The 19,065-nt window shown below is 52.7% G+C and carries 12 protein-coding genes and 1 pseudogene; 6 read left to right on the plus strand and 7 right to left on the minus strand.

Going from position 1 to position 19,065, the window contains the following annotated elements; translation table 11 throughout:
- Positions 1-386 precede the first annotated feature (386 nt).
- On the plus strand, positions 387-1,001 hold the full coding sequence (locus J4E58_RS18530; RefSeq protein ID WP_370686824.1) for a histidine phosphatase family protein: 615 nt from the start codon (positions 387-389) through the stop codon (positions 999-1,001).
- A gap of 161 nt (positions 1,002-1,162) precedes the next feature.
- On the opposite strand, the gene J4E58_RS18535 is transcribed toward J4E58_RS18530, so the two are convergent.
- The gene (locus J4E58_RS18535) at positions 1,163-2,371 is read right to left on the minus strand and encodes an EAL domain-containing protein (RefSeq protein WP_087090959.1); all 1,209 of its coding nucleotides are present in this window, start codon (positions 2,369-2,371) and stop codon (positions 1,163-1,165) included.
- Between the two features lie 98 nt (positions 2,372-2,469).
- On the minus strand, positions 2,470-4,854 hold the full coding sequence (locus tag J4E58_RS18540; RefSeq protein ID WP_087090960.1) for an ATP-binding protein: 2,385 nt from the start codon (positions 4,852-4,854) through the stop codon (positions 2,470-2,472).
- A gap of 270 nt (positions 4,855-5,124) precedes the next feature.
- Here J4E58_RS18540 and J4E58_RS18545 point away from each other — a divergent pair, with 270 nt between their 5' ends.
- Together J4E58_RS18545 and J4E58_RS18550 are read left to right on the plus strand one after the other, a co-directional pair.
- Complete coding sequence (locus J4E58_RS18545; protein WP_087090961.1) at positions 5,125-6,453, plus strand: EAL domain-containing protein; 1,329 nt, start codon at positions 5,125-5,127, stop codon at positions 6,451-6,453.
- A gap of 137 nt (positions 6,454-6,590) precedes the next feature.
- The gene (locus tag J4E58_RS18550) at positions 6,591-7,256 is read left to right on the plus strand and encodes a response regulator transcription factor (protein WP_037034627.1); all 666 of its coding nucleotides are present in this window, start codon (positions 6,591-6,593) and stop codon (positions 7,254-7,256) included.
- Between the two features lie 603 nt (positions 7,257-7,859).
- Here the strand turns inward: J4E58_RS18550 and J4E58_RS18555 are convergent.
- The 5 genes from J4E58_RS18555 to J4E58_RS18575 form a co-directional block, all read right to left on the minus strand.
- Positions 7,860-8,534: a DUF1120 domain-containing protein gene (locus J4E58_RS18555; protein WP_087090962.1), complete on the minus strand. Its 675-nt coding sequence runs from the start codon at positions 8,532-8,534 to the stop codon at positions 7,860-7,862.
- Positions 8,535-8,681: 147 nt separating this feature from the next.
- Complete coding sequence (locus tag J4E58_RS18560) at positions 8,682-9,266, minus strand: hypothetical protein (protein ID WP_087090963.1); 585 nt, start codon at positions 9,264-9,266, stop codon at positions 8,682-8,684.
- Complete coding sequence (locus tag J4E58_RS18565; protein WP_087090964.1) at positions 9,220-11,751, minus strand: fimbrial biogenesis usher protein; 2,532 nt, start codon at positions 11,749-11,751, stop codon at positions 9,220-9,222. Before J4E58_RS18565 ends, J4E58_RS18560 begins: the two co-directional genes overlap by 47 nt.
- 61 nt (positions 11,752-11,812) lie before the next feature.
- On the minus strand, positions 11,813-12,532 hold the full coding sequence (locus J4E58_RS18570) for a fimbria/pilus chaperone family protein (protein ID WP_007925614.1): 720 nt from the start codon (positions 12,530-12,532) through the stop codon (positions 11,813-11,815).
- A 517-nt stretch (positions 12,533-13,049) separates the two neighbouring features.
- Complete coding sequence (locus tag J4E58_RS18575) at positions 13,050-16,373, minus strand: autotransporter domain-containing protein (protein ID WP_306299205.1); 3,324 nt, start codon at positions 16,371-16,373, stop codon at positions 13,050-13,052.
- Here J4E58_RS18575 and J4E58_RS31990 point away from each other — a divergent pair.
- From J4E58_RS31990 to J4E58_RS18585, 3 genes and pseudogenes are all read left to right on the plus strand, one after another.
- Positions 16,288-16,599, plus strand: a complete 312-nt coding sequence (locus tag J4E58_RS31990) for a hypothetical protein (protein ID WP_256583178.1) — start codon at positions 16,288-16,290, stop codon at positions 16,597-16,599. The two genes, J4E58_RS18575 and J4E58_RS31990, sit on opposite strands and share 86 nt — an antisense overlap.
- Before the next feature lie 785 nt (positions 16,600-17,384).
- Positions 17,385-17,780: a hypothetical protein gene (locus J4E58_RS18580; RefSeq protein ID WP_087090966.1), complete on the plus strand. Its 396-nt coding sequence runs from the start codon at positions 17,385-17,387 to the stop codon at positions 17,778-17,780.
- Between the two features lie 131 nt (positions 17,781-17,911).
- Positions 17,912-18,718 (plus strand): annotated as a pseudogene (locus tag J4E58_RS18585) (IS3 family transposase); the annotation flags it as partial.
- Positions 18,719-19,065 lie beyond the last annotated feature (347 nt).

The raw sequence follows: 19,065 nt of genomic DNA on the forward strand, positions 1-19,065 counted from the left end.
TACAGCCACAGTTGACACTTGAAGGCAGCATTAAAACCTACTCTCTGGCATCCGATGCGTAATAGTCGACTTATGGATGAGGAGGGCGGGACAGTTCCTATCGGAACACCTTATACCGGTTTTGATGAGCCGTTGATTCCTGTGCGTTCCGGCCGACATGGCAGTGCTCGCTCCACCTGAGCAGAGTGCGCGCTGATATGTTTGTTTATTCGTCGCCATCGGTTCAAAGCAGCAAGCTGAATAATTTAGGTGTAGTCCTATAGAACCCTATGATGGTCTTTGCTTAAGTATGTTGTCTTATTAAACATCAAGCGATATTCAAGTTGGATAAATTACCTCCCCGCCTTAAATCTGTCTTTCTGTCCCTTCGTCACGTGGTGCCGATCCTGGGACTTGCCGCCATAACCGTGCAGCCATCCCTAGTGGGGAGTGAACGTCAGGTCAAACCGACGGACGGCACCCAGACTCTGGTATTCGTGCGCCACGCCGAAAAACCCAGCGAGGGCTTGGGGCAGTTGAACTGCCAAGGGCTCAATCGCGCCCTGGACCTCGCTATAATGCTGCCTGAGCGTTTTGGCAAAGCCGACTACGTGTTCGCTGCCAACCCCTTGCGATATGTTAAGGAGGGGCGTCAGGACCAACGCTATAGCTATATTCGCCCGCTGATGACTATCGGCCCCAGCGCCATCCGCCTTGGCCTGTCGGTGAATATCGACTTTGGGGCAAACGACACTGACGAACTGGCGGACGAGCTACTGCGCAAGAAATATCACAACGCGACGGTCTACACCGCCTGGTCTCGTGGTTACCTCCCGGAACTGATCAATGCCGTAGCAGGCAAGGCCCTTGGTGAGGAGGGGATGATCGCCGAGGATTGGAGGCGTGATGATTTCGACACGCTATATGTATTAACCCTGACCTGGCGCGATGGCAAGGCGAGCCTGTACAGCCAACGCCTGCTCCAGGGCCTCGACCATGGTGAGCCTACTTGCCCAGCCTGATTCGCGGATTACTGCCGGGCTTTGGAGCCGATACCGGGATGACTGGTGGCTTGCGGTGTACAGGGAAGGGGGTGCGACCGGCGGGTAGTAGCGAGACACTGATCTGCCACTCTTCGAGCGTCAGCCGCAGTTGCTCGAATACGTCGTCGCCGTAATAGCTCTCAGGCTCCGGTGGCGAGCGCGCGTATGAATTCGTCCACCTCCAGAGGTAACGACAAGGCAAAGCCCTGTCCCGTGCGGTACCCGTGCTTGAGCAACGCCTCAACCTGCGACGAAGATTCAATCCCTTCGGCGATGACATCCAGGTCCATGGCCTGGCCTATCGAAATCGCCGCGCAGACTGCCGCACAACAGCCGCAGTCATCGGCCATACCTTGTACGAAGCGGCCATCAATTTTGAGTTTGGAAAATGGCATTTGAGTCAACAGGTCTATCGAAGCAAAGCCACAACCAAAATCGTCCATTGCAATCGGAAAGCCCCACATGCGCAGAGAACCCAACTCCATCGACAAGGCAAGCCAATCATGAACTGGCACATCTTCCGTCAATTCGATCGTGAGCAGTGAAGTGGGCACGTCTGCTTCTCGAAGCCTTCGCGCGAGTGATTGACCAATCCCAGTCGTGGATAATATCGAGGCTGATGCATTTACGGCTATCGGCACCGCAATACCCTGACGGTGCAGATCGCTCAACAGCGCAATCACTCTAGTCAGCACTGTGTGGAAGAGCAGTAGCTCCACACCGGCTTGGCGCGCCAACGGCACAAAGGTTGCCGGCGCAATATTGCCTTTGGATACATGGTTCCAACGCGCCAGCGCTTCGGCACCTACGATCTCGCCGGTTTGCAGGTTGAGTTGTGGTTGCAGCACTATTCTGAGGTCGATATTGGCCATCAGGGCGCGCATCAGCTCAACTGCGCTGGGTGCTTGATTTTTGCTGTGCTGGCCTGACCCGACATGAGTGCTCTCCAAGAGCGCGCAGGCGACATTCATATCGATATTTGCACTAGCCAAGTCGAAGAGCAGGACTTTTACACCCGCACGTCCGGCTACTCGTACATGCCATTCCAGGGAATCCTGCTCCTGTGCGCTGTACCATATGACAACAGGCATATTCGACAATATGCATTGCCGCCTAAGATCCAGCAGCAATGACGGCAAGGCTAGCCCCTCGGCACGCTCCGCCGAGATACTGTTCAGCACGACGTCAAACCGTCGCGTGGCCAGTACGATTGCAGCTGCACTCAAGTTCGCTACGAACTGCGCCTCGTAGGTGAAAGATGGGCTGTAGCCGATAACGTCAACTGCTCCTACAATCAGCACCTGAGGCAAAGTTTTGTAATGCTCCGTCTGCATCGGATTCGATGACATCGTATCTGCCCATAGAAATATATTGATGCCAAATACTGTACGTAGTCGTGCAGAGTGCAGACTATCGGAATGGGATTAAAAGGAGTTCGATCATCCTCTCATGGTGAAATTCTGTCTGATCCTGTGGATGACGCACACTGCCCCAGTAGCTGCTCCAATGTGAGAAGATCCGTCTGTACAGAGCTAAAGGACCCGACCTTGAGGCGGGCCTCCATTGATTTCGCCAACGATGCCATATCTGGTTGTTTCAATATTGCGAAGGCGCCAAACAATCGATGCGCGTAATGAGTCGCGTCTTCCATGTCAGCCATTTCAACTGCAGCTCGTAACGCATGCACGTCGCTCCAGAGGTGCGCGAAAGCTGTTCGTTCATCTGTAACGAATGCGGCCTCATCATCAATATGTGCCAGTGACAAATCTGTCCAGAGTTGAAGTGCATCTCTTAACTTGCCCAGCTTGATGGGTTTTTTCAGTACGCCGTCCATGCCTGCTTCGAAGCAGGTGGTGGTGTGTTCATCATCGGTCGATGCGGAGATCGCCATGATTGGCGTAGGTGCAAGGGCGAGCGACGACTCTATGGCTCGCCACTGGCGGGCCACCTCATAGCCGGAAATGCTCGGGAGATCACAGTCTAATAACACAATGTCAAACGTGTTTTGCTCAAGTGCAAACAAGGCTTTTTCCCCATCGGGTGCGAGTGTCGGGCTGCAGCCCAAGACTTCGAGCTGGGCGTGGAGGACAGCTTGATTCGCAGGCATATCCTCTACCAGCAAGACCCTGAGTACACGCTCCGTCGCTGGCACACCCAATTGTTGCCTGGATAAGCTCTGTTCTTGTAGATGGGGCGGCGCAACGTAGATATCACAGGGTAGGAGTACTTTGGCGACAGTACCTTTATCAGGCTCGCTCTCGAGATCTATAGAACCACCCATCAATTCCAACAGTTGCCTGCAGATGGTCAAGCCAAGCCCGGTGCCACCAAACTTGCGCGCAGTATTCGTGTTTGCTTGGGTGTATGGTTGAAAAAGCCGTTGAAGAGAGTCGGCGTCTATCCCGATACCTGTATCCACTATGCGGATTTGTAATTGATGCCGGTTTAGCGGGGGAGGGCTGGGATCCAACCGTATACTGATCGTCACGCCACCTTCAGGCGTGAACTTGATCGCATTCGAGATGAGGTTATGCAACACCTGCTCAACGCGAAACCTATCCAGCATCAGATGGGGTTCAATGGGGTGTTCTTGTATTAGCTCCAGTTCAATCCCGTTTTTTGCCTTTAGCGCTAGCAAATCTACAACGGAGCGGGCCAGTTCCATAATATCGACGGGCCCCAGGTCCAGTTGCAGCCGTCCGGCCTCGAGCTTGGAGATATCCAGAACGTCATCCAACAGATATAGTAAGTTCTCCGCACCGCTGGAAGCTACCGCCAGCAAACGATGAGACTCATCAGGCAGCTCGGGACGCTGCATCAGCAACTCCATGGAGGCGAGGATGGCATTCATCGGCGAGCGAATCTCATGGCTGAGGACGGCCAGAAACATAGTTTTCTCTTTCTCGCTTCGCATGGCCAGTCGCCGTTGCTGCCTAGCGTGAACCGCAAATCCTGCGATCAACAATAGTCCAGTCAAGACCAGTGCCATTTGGAGGCCGTAATAGCGCAATAGTACGTCTAGCGACGGCCTGCCATAGTTGTTGGCCGACTCGAGCTCGTTCTGGACCATCGCATCGATTTGCTCCGCGGTCAGAGATGCTAGCACCTTGTCTATAATGTCACGTAAGACGGGCAGATCACGTCGTACAGCCATGGAAAGTTCCATTGGCAAACGGGCTATCCCACCGGATACATACAGCTCCTCATCATATTTGCTACGTAAAAAAGGCAGCAGCACAGGTGCAACGTCTAGCGCCGCATCAGCCTGCTTGTCCATGACTGCAATAAGCGAATCTTCGGACGTTTTCGTCCCAAGGATTTTGACAGCCGGGTAGAGTGCTCTGATTGCGCTCTCATATGAGCTGCCCTTCTTGACGGCAACAATATGCCCGTCTAGTCGATGTAGATCGAACACCGCCTGACTGTTTTTACGTGTTACAACTATTGTTGCGCCCGTATAATAGGTGTTGGTGAAGAGGGCTGCATCGATAATCGATTGCTGCGCAAACATCGGCATGATCCCGGGAAGAACATCTACTTCGCCCCGCTGAAACTTCTCTATCCTCCTCCGACCGAGACCCGAGTCGGGCACAGGCTCAAATCGAAGGCCTGTGCTGTGTTCGATGAAGTCTATGTACTCGGTGGCCAGTCCCATGAGCTGACCGTCCTCCACATATTGTATCGGCTTCCAGTTAGGCTCGACCGCCACATGGACGACCGGGTTTGCAGCAATCCAGGCGCGTTCTTCAGGGGTGAGATCCAGAGGATGGGAGAAAACTGACGGTAACCAGACCAATAAAATCGCTGGCCAAAATGCCGCTCCCCGCTTCATGGTGCTTTCACCTGGTACTTCGGTTGGAAAAAGTCAATATTGAAGATAACAGCTGACCTGTCGGATTTTTCTGCATTTTTTCTCACGGCCATGCCTCCTGGAAAGCTGTGAATGACCTCACGTTTTTGATCGAAACCCTACCGCTGGCATGAGCGGCCGTCAATTATACTGTACTGCTCGCGCGCCACGAGCGAGATAAGAATACGAGTTGCCATCTCACATTATTTTTAAGAGCAGTCTTATAGTCTGAAATGATCAGGCGTTGTTTAAATGAGCTGTCAGTACACTCATGAAGCGATCGTCAAGTTGAAAAACTCGCCCCTTACTCTAACGCCTCCCCCCCGAGTCAATCTGGTCGTATTAAGCCACGATGAACAATATGTGTTACGCATGACAGAGCGCCTGAACGGTAGTGGTCTTTTCCATATCGAGCACGTTGAGTCGCTGAGCAGGCTGCGCCTGCGTGAGCAACCTATAGACATCGTTATGGCCGAGATTCATGCTGATCATGTCGACAGTCTGATGCTACCGTGTTGGGTCGGTGAACTTAACGCCTACGGCCGGGTACGCAGAGCTCCCCATATTGTCTGGACCATAAAGGCCAGTGCGCTTGATGATGCGACTTCGTCGGCCGCTGCCATCGAGCAGGGCTGTACGGATATCGTCAAAGGTATTTCCAGTATAGCCTTGGCCTCGTATGCCCGACTCGCCAGAGCATCGGGCATACGGGTTGAGATCGTTGCCGAGAATCATCCCACTCAACTTCTACAAGTACTCGAAAAGCTTGCTACTGCCGAACACTTGCTACCGCAGCTGTCGCAATCTGACAGATTTGAGTTGTTGATCAGCGAAGACGATGTCGTGTCAGTGATAACGTCGGGTGAAAATCTACGTGTGGTGCTGCAGCCGCAATATAACTTGGCCAGTCGTCAAGTGATCGGTGCCGAAGCGCTGATACGCTGGCAACACCCAATCCACGGCGACATCCCCCCGTTGATCCTGATCCCGATGGTCGAACAGTTAGGGTTAGGCCTCTTGTTGTTCAGTCATGTCGAGAGAGCGGTGATTGAAGTCCTCGGTACGCTCGATCGTCTGGGTATAGACATTCCCATCGCTATAAATGCCTCGGCCCGCACGCTGTGTGCCACCGGACTGGCTACCCGGTTGGCAATCAAGATGCACAAGGCCGGTTTGCCTGCCCGGCGATTGAAGATCGAGCTGACTGAGCAAATCACCCCTGGAAACGAACTGGTGTTGTCAGCGTCCATCATGGCACTCCGAGCGAAGGGTTTTCTGATTTCGCTCGGAGACTTCGGTGCCGGCGCCGCAACGCTCGCTCTGTTGACGCACATACCCTTCGATGAGATGAAAATCGACGGAAAGTTAGCTGGAATTGCTGAGCAATCGCCACAATCGAGCGAGATCATTTCCGGCATCGTTAACCTTGCCCGCTACTTCAACTTGAATCTGGTGACCGAGGGTATTGAGGACCCATCCAGCATCGAGATGCTCAACCGTCTAGGTTGCAGCGCCGGACAAGGATTGGCTCTGGCCCCTCCATTGGAGCAGGCTGATTTCCTGAGACTCGTCGCGCGATAGTGCACGACAAAAGCCTGGGTGCGACTTTCCAGAACTGTGTGTTTGTACTTAAAAAATTCTCGATCAGGTACCAGTATTGACTATTCTCATTTTAGTCTTTGAGTTACCTGGTCCATACCGAGTGACGTCTGAACGCCATGAAGTCTATACGTGTTGCATTACTCGACGACCATGCTGTCGTTCGCCAAGGTCTTGCCAGTCACCTAGGCGACGCCCCCGGTATAGAGATCGTCGGGATATATAAAAACAGCCGGGAACTGATGCGCGGCATGTCTACAGTGCCCGTCGATGTGCTTTTGCTGGACTTCGTTCTCGGTCGCGACGAGCTTGATGGTGTTTCACTGATTCGCGCTTTGCGGGTTCGCTTTCCTGCCTGCCGGATCCTGGTGCTGTCAACTCACCACGATCCGGCCACTGTCTCGCTGGCCCTGCGGGTTGGAGCGCGCGGATTCATTGGCAAGGATGAGGATCTGACATGCCTCGCCAAGGCTATCCGGGTGGTTGCTTCCGGAGCTGTTTACCTAAGTGCAGAAGCTTCTTATAAAGTAGTCGATGGCATCCAGCAAAGTGACAATTCACCTCAATTAATCAGCAGTGATACTAACGTGCTGCAATTGGCTTTACTGTCGGCGCGTGAGCAGGAGGTGATCCGCTGTTATCTCGACGGCATGACCATCACGGAAATCGCCGAGAAGTTCAACCGTAGTATAAAAACCATCAGTACGCAGAAAGCCACAGCTTTTCGCAAGCTAGGAATAACCTCTAACAATGGGTTGTTCAAGATAATGAAGACACTAGAGTAGCCTGTGAAGCTTTACGCATGTCCGTAGGTTCATTCTTGAATTTGAGGAAGCTCACAAGTTATTATCTGTGAGTTTTTTTGTTGGCGGCAACTACATGAAATCTGTAAAAGGAAAATCATGATCTCAGAAAAAAGCGGAGGTTCGAGAACGGCGAGGAGTTTTTCTCTATTATGGAAAATGATCTATCTCGCTAGACATCAAAGCAGCATTAGGATTATTTCACGCCGACAGCATCATGATTGATGCGGCGGGGAAAATGCATCGTGGTAAAGACGCCATTGCCCTTGAGTTGGAAGGGTTCTTCAGCCTCGGATTTCCTGTATGCAGTACCAGGCGACATTTGTTTGTCTATGGCGATATGGCTTTGCAAATTTCTGATTGGAGTCTTAGTGGTGTCAGCGAGGACGGAACGATAATAAACGTAGGGGGTACTGCGACCGATGTTATATGTCGCGGGCATGATAATATCTGGCGTTACGCAATCGATAATACATTTAGAATTTTAAGTCGCCATCTGAAGTAGATTGTTAGGCCCGGGAATGAGTAGAGAAATAGCGTGGGGCAAAAGCCCGTAGCGAATAAACGCTACGGGCCGATTTTGTATTACAAATAGACTAACTCTAGCGTGGCTGAACCGTCCAGAGACACATCGCTGCTCAAATCCAGTTCAGAACCTTTATTCAACGCGGCCTGCACGTTTAAGGTACCTGACAGAGTCTTGAATGCGATTGGAGCGCCAGCAGTTGTTGCCGACCATGACATGAGAACAGAACCATCATTTGCAATACCTCCTGAACTTGAGTTTAGCCATGTAGTGCCGGAGTCTTTGCTGAAGGTTGATTCAACTTGGGCGCCGTCAGCAGTGAAGCCATTTACGGCTAAGGTCATCGCATAAACACCAATATTTTTTCCGGACGCATTGCCCAAACCAAAGGCACCGATTTCATTCAAGGCTGGCCTGATTTTCTTTACTGCTCCAGGGACTCGTGTGCCCGCACGATTATCTATAGCCTTCAGCGCAACTTTTGTCGGTGCATTGCAAACAATAGTGAACGCAACATTTTTTTCAGGCAACAGGGTAAAATCGTTTGTGCTCAAGTCAGTAGAACTGTGTGTGCCGTAATCGATAGTGCCACCACCCGCCAATGTCGGAGTGCAGGCGTTCGGAATAATAGTGCCAATTACTTTTACCTCAACCGATGCAGCATGTGCACCCAAAGAAAAGGCTGTCGCAGTAGTGGCGAAGGCCCATGCGGCGAGTTTTGGATTGAAACGCATTTTTATTTCTCCGTTACGAAAAGTTAGGTAGGTCTGCTCCAATGGCAGAGTGGCTGGCTTCCATTCCAGCTGGATGCTATTTTCTTATTAATAATGTTTGCGAAGCTCTAGGAGTAGGCCTAAAAATAAAAGTCGATATGCAATCTTCTATTGTGTATCCAGTGTCAACCTGCCGAGCCCTTCAAGTACGGTGATGTCGCGCGCATATGTCTCTGTGTCACTGATATACGTTTGAATTTCAACCTGAGCCAAAAAAACTTTGCCAACAGCCCGCTGACCTTGAACCATAGTTGTCACCACTTCATTTGGGCGCAGTAGCTCCGTTGGCGATAACGGCCTGGCACTGCCAGCCTGAGCGAGTTGCACGGTATTTCCATCCAGCGTTGCGTTACTCAGCGTGATTGTGAAATGGCCTTTATCGGCAAACCGGTAGCTATTCAAATCCGCCGCTTGTCCCTCAAACCGCAATCCAAAGCGGGTTTCTTCGCGACAGACCACCGTCAGGTTTAGTTGCCGGTTTCCGAGGGCAATCGGAGCACTCCCGCGGATATCCATATCGCTCCGGTTAAGTGTGCCGTAATCGACCTCCGGGTTGCTCAAACGCATTTCGCAGTCGGCCGCGAACGTACTACTGGCAACCAGGGTAAGCGCAGTGCCAAGCCATCGCGCGCAATCTGCCCTGGTGCTACGGCGCATGACAAACAGCCGGTGCAACATCATAAAAAGCGTCATAGTCAGTCTCCTTGGGGAAGTCGATCTTCAGCAGGCAGGACTTTTCATCAGTAAGAGAAACCCTCAGTACTTCAGTAGGGGCCAGGTCAGAAAGAAAGATGACGCCCTTGTCCAGAACCGTCGTAAGGAAGTGGTTTTTGTCATCAAGTACCGAAGAACCTTTGGGCAGCGGTTGTCCTGCTGTGTCGGAGGCGTTAATCAGGATGCGTTGAACTTTGATGACCTTGAAGTCGAGGTGACTCACCGAACCACGGCCGGCGCCAATCCTCTGGAAGCCGTTCTGTAGGTCGATCCGTTTCGGCAGCGATTTTGTTTGCACCTCGACGCGGCTATCTCGATAGGCACTCAGTTGTGGCACCACTGCTTTGCCTTTGTAGTCAGTCCATACCGGGCCATAAGGTGTCGACACCTTGACCCCGGACAGGTCGCCGACGTCCACGATGCCGAAGGTGTCTTGCACCGGATATGGCGAGAAGGTCACCCCATCTTGATGTGCTACTGCGCCGCCGGAGACTCGAGCGTTGTAGTTCTTGCTGTCCGGGCCTTGGGCATAACCCAGGTCCACGCTGGTGAAGCGAGGAATGGCCGAGAGGTTGGCGGTAGAATAGTTGTCACCTCGGTCGCCAGTGCTCTCGGTGCTAAGGCGGTAATTGAACTGGTCATTGATGGTTTCGGAATACGTTGCACCAAAACGCTGGTTGTCGCCGCGTCGGCTGGCATAGGTGCGCACGCTACGGGACTGACCCAGGGGCACGCTGACGCTGAAGTAGATTGCGTCGTCGCTGTCACCCGGACTGTTGGAAGAGCCGCTTAATGCGGTTTCCACGGTGGCAGACACAGTGGCATGTTTGAACGTTTTCCCCCAGGAGCCCACCAGGCGATTGGTAGAGTCGCCATTGAAGGTACGGCTGGGTGAAATGGACACGTTGAAGCTGCCCAACGTGCTATTGGACCAGCCCAGCGAGGCACTGTATTGGCTCTTGTAGCGGCGGTTGTACCAATCGTCATCAGCATGCAATGTGGTGTCGGACAGTTCTCGATAGCCGGTGGTCTGCTGGGTAGCCGACACACTGCCCGACACGGTCTCGGTGAAACGCGTGCTCAAGGTGACACTGGCCTGGGTGCCTTTTACGTCTTCCTTGGCTGTGTGGGAGTAGAGGTTACGCACACTCAGGCTGGTGTCCTTTGCGAGGTTGGTGTCCACGCCCCATCCGGTGGATTGATAGTCGGTGGCTGCCATCAGCCCGGTAGTAGCGGTCAGGCTTTCACTCAGGCTCCAGGTGCCAGTGCCGGTAATCACCCAGGGTTGGTCCTCATCATTGGCGCCCTGGTTGCGTATCTTGCCGGCAGAAAAGGTGTAACCAGGTCGGACCGTAACAGCGTTGCGAAATGACGCTGCTGACACGACGAAGTTTCGCTCTGCGCCAGTGATGTCTCGCACTTTGACGTCCAGATCGGAGTTGCTGTTGAGCAACGGTATATCGCTCAGGCTGAACGGTCCTTCCGGCACGATCGTGGTGTAGATCAACGCACCGACCTGACGTACTTCTATCGTGGATTGTGCATTGGCGATGCCCTCTACCCGTGCCCCGGAACGTGCCGACCCCATCAGCGCCGTTTCGGGCAGTATCTGCACGCCGGTAATCGCCCCCCCGGAAAAAAGCGGGTTGTTGATATTGATCTGCCCGGCCTGCAGCAGGGCCTTTTGCTCGGTGAATGTGCGTTGTGCGTATGCGTATAAATGTTCGAAACTCTCTTTGTCGTCGCTCTTGCTATAAAGCTGGTGACTGCGCACGATCCAGTCACCCATGTTGAACCCCAGATCGGTCGAGCCCGACAGGTAGTCGCTAGACTGCGAACCAAATTCCGAACGCATGGCCATTACGTCATAGTTGAAAAGGGCAGCAGTGCCACCACGGCTGAAGTTCGTAGTCTGGGGCGCATCGCTCTGTAAGGCATGCTGCGGGACCACCAGAAAAATCTCATCCTTGTTCGGGTGCAGGCTGACCTCGGTTTGCGGGTACGCCGCCACAAAGTCATAACGTTTTTCGGTGGCGTCCTTTGAACTCAGCACGTACTGCGAACCAGGAACCTTCAGACGGGCCTTGGTCAGCAATGCCTCGTCAAAATACAGCTCTCCGTGGTTGTCGAACCGGGCTTCCACTCTGCCCAGCTTGACCCCGTTAACCACCAGTGAAACTACGTGCGCGCCCTCCGTAAACCGCGCGGGCTCGCGAAAATAATCAGCCAGTTTGGGGTCAATGCCGCGTGCTTTAAGGGTTTGCATATCGAACCTTGCGAAATCGCCGCTGGCTTGCCCAGCCCCCTGCGACATGTCCGCCTGGGCGGCAATCGGCGTAAGCAAGAGTGCGTTCCAGATCGCGTACGCAAGGGGCGCAAAGATCGGTAGGAAAGGGCGCTTGTTTTGTTCAGGCACGAGTTTGCAGCGGCCACCCTTATAGGTAGCCAGGAAAGGCTTTTTCATGGTTTAGGACTGCTAGGTAGAAACAGGCGGGGAGGCAAAAGCTGTTGACTATTGCGCGTGCTCAGTAACTAGTAGTGGCATCAATAGGCGCTTCGTACTTATCGACCGAGAAGCCATAGACCGTGCCAGGGCCGATGGTTACCGAGCTTGAGTGGATAGCTTCAGGTGCCAACGCCATCTTCAATGTCTCACCAGGCAGGACATAGGTGCGTGGCAGCAAGGCCGTCTTGCCCGAAGGCTTGAGTTTCAGCTCTTGAGACAACCGCACGACATAGGCGCTGTTGTTGATCACCACCAGCTTGCCGTTATGGATACCCCATTTCAGCAACTTCCAAGGCTCACGGTTAGGCTCCAGACCCTTGGGGTGAACGATCAAAGGCAGGTTCTGACGCATGCTGACACCGACAGTCGAGCGCCCTTGGCTGTTGAGTTTTGGAGCGATGCCTTCAAAGATTACGCGCTTGAGTCGCTGGGTTGTCACCGGCTCGCCTCCTTGACGCAGGAAACGCACAAGCTGGGTTTCACCGGCCTCAACACGGGTGACGGGTGGAGTCAGCACTACCAGGGGCTCGGTGTCCTCGGGGATATTCTCGATAGTCGAATACAACAGCGCCGGAGTGCCGTCGGTGTTCTTGACGTTGATGCTGGTTTCACCTTCGGCCTCATACAATATCACCACAGAGGTCTCAGGCTGCATACCGGTCGCGCAAATGAACGGTGCGGCTAACGCTGCAGCCGAACCTGCCAACAGGGCACACAAATGTTTTTTGGAGATAGTCATGTCTATACCTCATTGAATTGCCGCCAATCGATGAGTTCAGATGGGGCGCTCATTGAGGTGAATTATGAAAGTCCGGTACTAAGCAAAACATCGGAATAGGATTAAAAGTGAGATGAGTTGCCGATAAATCGTGTCTAGGAGGCGAAAACCTGCGCGGTGGACACCAGGGTGCCGTTGATCAGAGCAAGACCTTTCTTCGGCCCCCCCTGCGACAATGGCTCCACCATGATCCTATTGTGGGCCTCTACCATTATTCATCTACCTTTGATCAATGTATCCGGTGTCCGCGAAGGTGATAATCCGAGCATTCGTCGAGCTGCTCGGCGGCGTGTAAGAAGGTACCGCGAGCGAGCATGTTCCTACGGGGTTGACACCTAGCCCACACGAACATGCCTGCTGGCGAAGAAATGCTTCATTCTTATATTGCAATCGGCTCCCCTATCTTGTTCAGCCCTCTGTGAGGTGCTAACTCCACCAGCGCGAGGTTTTCTTGGGGCGGCGGCGCATCTAGTTACCTCTAGAAAGTCCAGGAGGCAGTAGCAGAAGCGCTCTGGTCGTGAAAGCGCTGGCCTATTTCTCCTGTGTACCCCAAGCCGATGGAAAAGGACGGCGTTAGGTCAAGGCTGGCGTTGAGTGCCAATTGAGCCATGTCTTTTTGCACAGGTAAACCGGAGATACTGACGAAGTCCCCTTGGGACCGCAGTTTCAGTCGGGTCTCCGTGGATGGTTCGCTGAAGGTGTGTTGCAGCCCTGTGCTGCCACTCAGCCGCAAGGTCATGCCTCTGGCCAGTGGATGGGTGGCGTTCACACGCGCACCGAGTCGGGCCGAGGTCACGTCCATGCGGCTTTTCTTGCCGCTGAGGGCGAACAGGTTTTGCTTCTCGGTAAAGGCCTCGGTTTCAAGGTGTGTGTAGTTAAGCCCAACAAAGGGTTCTAGAGTCAAGATGTTGAAGTTGATGGCCTTGGACAGTTCGGCAAAGACCTGGCGGGTGCTTCCATCGTAACTGCCTTTCAGTCGCGTGGTGCCATTCTTGTGGCTTATATCGCGTTTGCTGTCGATCTCATGCCAGGCGTAGGCCGCGCCGAGGCGCACTGTAACGCTGTCCAACTGTTTACCGGCATAGGCGGCAAGGCTGTAGGTCTCGACATCAGCCGAAGCACTCTGCATGGAGAGCGAGGCAGAGCTGCTTTGATAGCTGGCGGCGATACCGGCTCTCAAGCCGCTATCTTCGTCTTGCTGATCGAGCCCCCAGATTACCCCGTGAGTCGAACGATTGAGTTTGGCAGCATCATCCTGGCGATTTTGCGCGCCACTGGAGTTGAAGGCATATCCCCAGGCGCCCAAAGCACGCGGGTTCTGTTCTGTTTGGTAAAGACGATTAAGCGTGGCGTTGCGCACGTAGCCTGAATCTTGCAACAGCGCATTCTTGAGCGAGGCATGCAGCTCGCCGGTCATGGATTGCATGACGTGCTTGAACTCATCTCTGGAGAGCCCGATCAAGGTATTGGTTTCTTTTTCGGCCCAGGTTAGAGGTACGGTTTCCGGAGCGCCCACGGAGGGGGTAGCGGCCAGCGGTGTTGCTGACGGAACAGGCACTGGCGTTACGGTGGGCGAGGGCGTAATAACGACTGGCAAAGTCGAGGGCGGTATAGTGATAGGGGCCTCCTTCAGCAGCTGGGTGGCCAAGACTTTTTCGTTTGCGGTTTCCACCAGTGCTTGAGGACTGACGTCGTTACGCACCAGGTTCAGGTTTACTTGGTTTGTTTCGTAAGTCAGGCTGGGCGTGAGGAAGGCCAAATTGGATGTGACGCTGGCAAATTGGCCGCTGACGCCTTTTTGCGCCTGGATAATAGGCAGGCTGGTGTTGGATTTGTAGTCGCCGGCCTCTGCCTGAACGTCAACCAGACCACCTTGCAGGTCAATATGTCCGGCCACGTCCAGCTTGTCGGCACGTCCAGTCGCATCGACCTCGACCTGGTAAATCGACTCGGGCCTGAAGGTCAGGTTTTGGGTGATGCGTAAGGTACCGATCGAATTGCCGGGGGCGATGATCCCGCCTTTGTTGACGGTGACTGAGCCGACTTCGCCGATGCCCTGCAACTGGCCGCCGGACTCTACGTAAACCAATGCGTGGTTCAGTGTGCCATTGATCTTCAGTGCACCGTTGTTGATGTAGGTGTGCCCAGTAGAACTGTTGTTGCCGTTGAGTTCGAGCATACCCGAGCCGTCTTTTATTAGACTGCCGCCGCCGCTGATATTGCTGCCAAATGCGATGTTGTCACTACGATTGAAGGTTAGTGTGCCATTGTTGTTGATATTGCCCGTCACCGAGCCTTGCGTTCCGCCGTTACCCACTTGCACGGCGCCCTGGTTCACGTCGATGCCGCCATTGGCGTTCGTATTGCCTGTAAGGATCAGCAAGCCAGCGCCATCTTTCACCAGCTTGCCATCGCCGCTGATATCGCCGCCAAAGGCTGTGTCGTCACTGCGATTGAAGACCAGCGTGGCGTCGTTGTTGATATTGCCCGTCACCGCGCCTTGCGTTCCACCGTTACCCACCTGCAAGGTGCCTTGGTTCAGGTCAATGCCGCCACTGAAGGTGTTGTTGCCTGTGAGGATTAGCGTACCGCTACCATTTTTGATCAAGCTACCAGGGCCACCAATATCTTCCTTCCAGGTATCAGTTTGAGAAAAGCCGGCCAGATCCATATCTGAAGCTGGGTTCTGGTTGACTGTGAAATCTTCATAGAAATAGGTGGGGCCGCTAAAAGCGCGGGGCAGGTTGATCAGGCCCCAGTTGGCGTCTGGGTTGTTGGCGTCGAAGGTCCAGCCCGCCAGCGAGTTGCTGGGGTAAGCTGTGCTAGCCAGAATCTGCTGCCATTCGGGTGACTTCAAATAGGGAAAGCGAAAACGCAACAAGGCACTTGACTGTTGCGGAATATGTTCAGGGGTGAGCGCTACGACAGGGCGTTTGAGCATTTGGTTGTAATAGCCGATGCTGTAGTTTTCGTTGGCTTGAGTATCGGTCAAGGGCGAGTCTTGAGCCTCAAGGCAGCCACGCAAAGGGCCCGAGCAAAGCTTCGACTCTTCTACCTGCGTTCGAACATCCTTGCTCAGTTCAAAAAAGGTAGTTGCCAACGTGTCGTCTGACAGTATTTTCGACAGGTAGTAATAGTTGCCAATGCGGGAGGCAATAGTGTCGGTTGGAAAGTGTGCTTCCAACACGACACGACTCTCGCCGTATTGCAATGCGCGGGAAATTATTTCGCTGCCACGCTCTGGAAATACCAGGCTCATGGGCAGCGCCGTTGTATAACCTTCCCAAGTGTGGCCGCTTGGGAAGGATGAGCCTTTTATGGATAGGTAGTCTTTTATATATTGTGAGTTTTCCAGAACCTCATAGGGTCTTCCACGAAGAAACTGTTCCTTTAATATGAAGTCTGCAGTTCGTTTCCTTTGTTTGTTAGGGTCATATGATCTGGCTGCCAGTTCGTATAGATCTACCAAGCTGTCGTAAGACGATAGATCTGAAAGAACTAGCGGCATGGTGGGTGTTTTTGCGGGGGTGAGCGAACCTAGTGCTGACTGCGTCATTATCGATAGTTGATAAGCGGTCTCTTGCGATCTATCGCTCCTAGCGAGCTTGTATCTAGCTCCACTGTCTTGTACGTAGGCGATGGAACCTATCCGATCAAGCTCGGATGATTCTGAGCCTGGTTGTGGATAGCCGGTAAGGACGTTATTTTGGAGCTCCTTGAACCAGGTATTTCTTTTGGAGTCGATCAGTGCTTCAGCGATGTCGGTTTCAACTCCAGCTAATACACATGAAGGTGAAAGCATCCAGAGAAAAAGTGCATATTTCAAAGCTGCGTATTGGCCCGATGGGCTAGTATTCAAGGATATGTTTGTTGGTCGCATGAGTCCTCCTGTGGCGTATTGCTTATTGGGAAGGGATCGTTATGCGGGGTTTTCTTTTCCGTTTTATTGCAATGCTGTCAACAAGCCAAAAGAAAATATTTCTGTAAAAATCAAGAGGCTTTATATTTCGCACCTTAATTTGATTTAGGATTTTTCCTATTGATTTTTGTTTTTGGTTTTGTAAGGTCGCTGTTGGTGGCGTGGTGATTTATTGTGTTAGATGTTTGCTGTAACAGCGAAATTTCAGGATTTGTTGTCAGAGGTTCCGTATGCCTCCCTATAAGGTGGGACCAGTGTCAGCCTAGGCCAGCCCCATTTCATAGGTATCGGTCTTTACCACTTCCTTCGCGTCGCTAAGTAGCTCAGGCCATAGCTTAGGCGGACTGCGATCAGTTCGGCCGTCGTGTGATGTGCGAGAGTCGAGGCTGGCAGTCATGTGCTTGTCGAAGGTTCTCAAGATCATGCGTAATTTGCATCGTGTTGACGGCGACAGAAATTTCGGATCATTCCTAGAGATTTTTTTTACCTCAATCGTCAGTATTCAAACCACCTGCCGTCGGCACGCTCGATCTAGCCACTGGAGAACCGCAGGTCATTGGTCAACCGGGTGGATAACCAGCTATTGATCGAAACACGTATAAACAGACTATCGCTAACTAACGAACACGAGCGGTAAGCTGTTTTCGATCCTCCCCGGATGAGCGCGACGGTGGAGATAAAGTCCAGCTCCAAACGTATTGGACTATCTGATCAAGCCTTTTAACAAGGCAATGGAGGCATCAAGGATGCGCTGACTTCTGAGAGAACTATTCGCCAAGCAAATAACTAATCAATTCTCTTGTAACTCGTATGCTTTGTTCGATTTAGAAATAAAACTGTTTGCCTAACGCCGGAAGCAGCGAGGCATGGCAGCTTTGCTCATGGAATATGATCATGCCTACAAAGGCCTTGCGAATTATGATTTTCGACAAATGTCATTCTCAACGACTGGAAGTCGAAAGGTTACTGAACGAACAGGGTTACTATCGTATAGCGCCGGTGGCAGCCTTTGCCGATTTTCTTCATTTAGTGGAGTACTCACTCGTGGCTTTTGATCTTGTCGTCATGCATGGCGGCTCGATCGATGGGATGAGAGATGGTTTCAATCTTGATGGCTTCTGTCGTAATAGCCCCAACCTTCGCCATACCTTGATCTACGATGACCAAACTTTTGATGTAACAGAAATAGATTGGACGTCTTCACGGATCATCAGGAAGGTCCCCAGTCCTCCGAGTCGTATAGCGATAAGTAGTCTCATGGAGATGATCGACCCACACAGAAAACGGTGAGTGTCGTGAGTGGACTGCCCCCGTCACCGTAGACATCTCCAGCCTATGCTTTGAGCATAGGAGGAAGTTTATGAGCACCCAACGATTCACGCCGGAATTCAAGGCCGAAGCCGTCAGGCAAGTCATTCACTACGCTGTGTCGGGTGTTGCAAGTTGCTCGTGCCGGGTTCTATCAATGGCTACACAAGCCTGTTTCCGATCGAGAAAAAGAGAATGGTCGGTTGTTAGGGCTGATCCGTGACTCCTATGCGGCCAGTCGAGGTGTGTATGGCGCACGGAGGGTGTTTGCTGACTTGCGCGAGGCTGGAGAAAGTTGCGGCAAGCACCGTGTCGCGGCATTGATGCGCACCAATAAAATCAAGGCGCTCAGAGGATATAAAGCCCCGCGCGCAATCAAGGGGAGGCCATCGATCATTGCCCCCAATCGACTCAACCGGGCCTTCACTGTCGATGCCCCTAATAAGGCTTGGGTGACCGATATCACTTACATCCGAACGTGGCAGGGATGGTTATATCTGGCCGTCGTACTGGATTTCTACGCTCGCAAGGTGGTCGGCTGGTCAATGAAGCCAACGCTAGGCAAGGAGCTGGCGCTGGACGCGCTGCTCATGGCGGTATGGCGCCGTAAACCCAAAACCAGAGTCATCGTGCATTCGAATCAGGGTAGCCAATATGGTAGCGATGACTGGAAACGTTTTTGTCTGGCCAACCACCTCGAGCCGAGTATGAGCTGCCGAGGAAACTGCTGGGACAATGCCGTGGCGGAGTCTTTTTTCAGTAGCCTGAAAAAAGAACGTATCCGCAAGAAGATCTACAAAACCCGTGACATGGCCCGTGCCGACGTATTCGATTACATTGAAGCGTTTTACAACCGAACGCGTCGTCACAGTCACCTGGGCGGCGTCAGTCCTGAGGCCTTTGAAAGTGCCTCACTTTGAGGCTGGAAAATGTCTATGGGGGCGGGGGCAGTCCATCAGTCGCTTAGGCAGCTCATGAACATCTATGACATAGCACCTGATTTAACATAATATACATTATGCGAATCATCGTATACAGAGCTGAGGCTAGGGTTGGCCAAATTTTCAGCCTGGCAAAGCCTCCATTCTCGTAATCATGCACGGTGTGGCGTCGGTTACCGCTGCACACTTGAATGCCGTCCTCAGAAACAACGCCGTTGGCATCCCTCCGCCTCAAACCATGACGACAGCAATTGGCACCACACCGATAGAAATCGCTAACTCTTGGGCAGCTCTCCCCACAGAAAACCCAAGCATTTACCAGCTTG

The sequence above is a fragment of the Pseudomonas sp. FW305-25 genome (assembly GCF_017351415.1).
Lineage (GTDB): Bacteria > Pseudomonadota > Gammaproteobacteria > Pseudomonadales > Pseudomonadaceae > Aquipseudomonas > Aquipseudomonas chlororaphis.

Coding starts and splice junctions, on each gene's coding strand:
- J4E58_RS18535 (WP_087090959.1), bottom strand. CDS start 2,371: ATGTCATCGAATCCGATGCAGACGGAGCATTACAAAACTTTGCCTCAG.
- J4E58_RS18540 (WP_087090960.1), bottom strand. CDS start 4,854: ATGAAGCGGGGAGCGGCATTTTGGCCAGCGATTTTATTGGTCTGGTTA.
- J4E58_RS18580 (WP_087090966.1), top strand. CDS start 17,385: ATGCCTACAAAGGCCTTGCGAATTATGATTTTCGACAAATGTCATTCT.
- J4E58_RS18575 (WP_306299205.1), bottom strand. CDS start 16,373: ATGCTTTCACCTTCATGTGTATTAGCTGGAGTTGAAACCGACATCGCT.
- J4E58_RS18560 (WP_087090963.1), bottom strand. CDS start 9,266: ATGACGCTTTTTATGATGTTGCACCGGCTGTTTGTCATGCGCCGTAGC.
- J4E58_RS18550 (WP_037034627.1), top strand. CDS start 6,591: ATGAAGTCTATACGTGTTGCATTACTCGACGACCATGCTGTCGTTCGC.
- J4E58_RS18555 (WP_087090962.1), bottom strand. CDS start 8,534: ATGCGTTTCAATCCAAAACTCGCCGCATGGGCCTTCGCCACTACTGCG.
- J4E58_RS18570 (WP_007925614.1), bottom strand. CDS start 12,532: ATGACTATCTCCAAAAAACATTTGTGTGCCCTGTTGGCAGGTTCGGCT.
- J4E58_RS18545 (WP_087090961.1), top strand. CDS start 5,125: ATGAGCTGTCAGTACACTCATGAAGCGATCGTCAAGTTGAAAAACTCG.
- J4E58_RS18565 (WP_087090964.1), bottom strand. CDS start 11,751: ATGAAAAAGCCTTTCCTGGCTACCTATAAGGGTGGCCGCTGCAAACTC.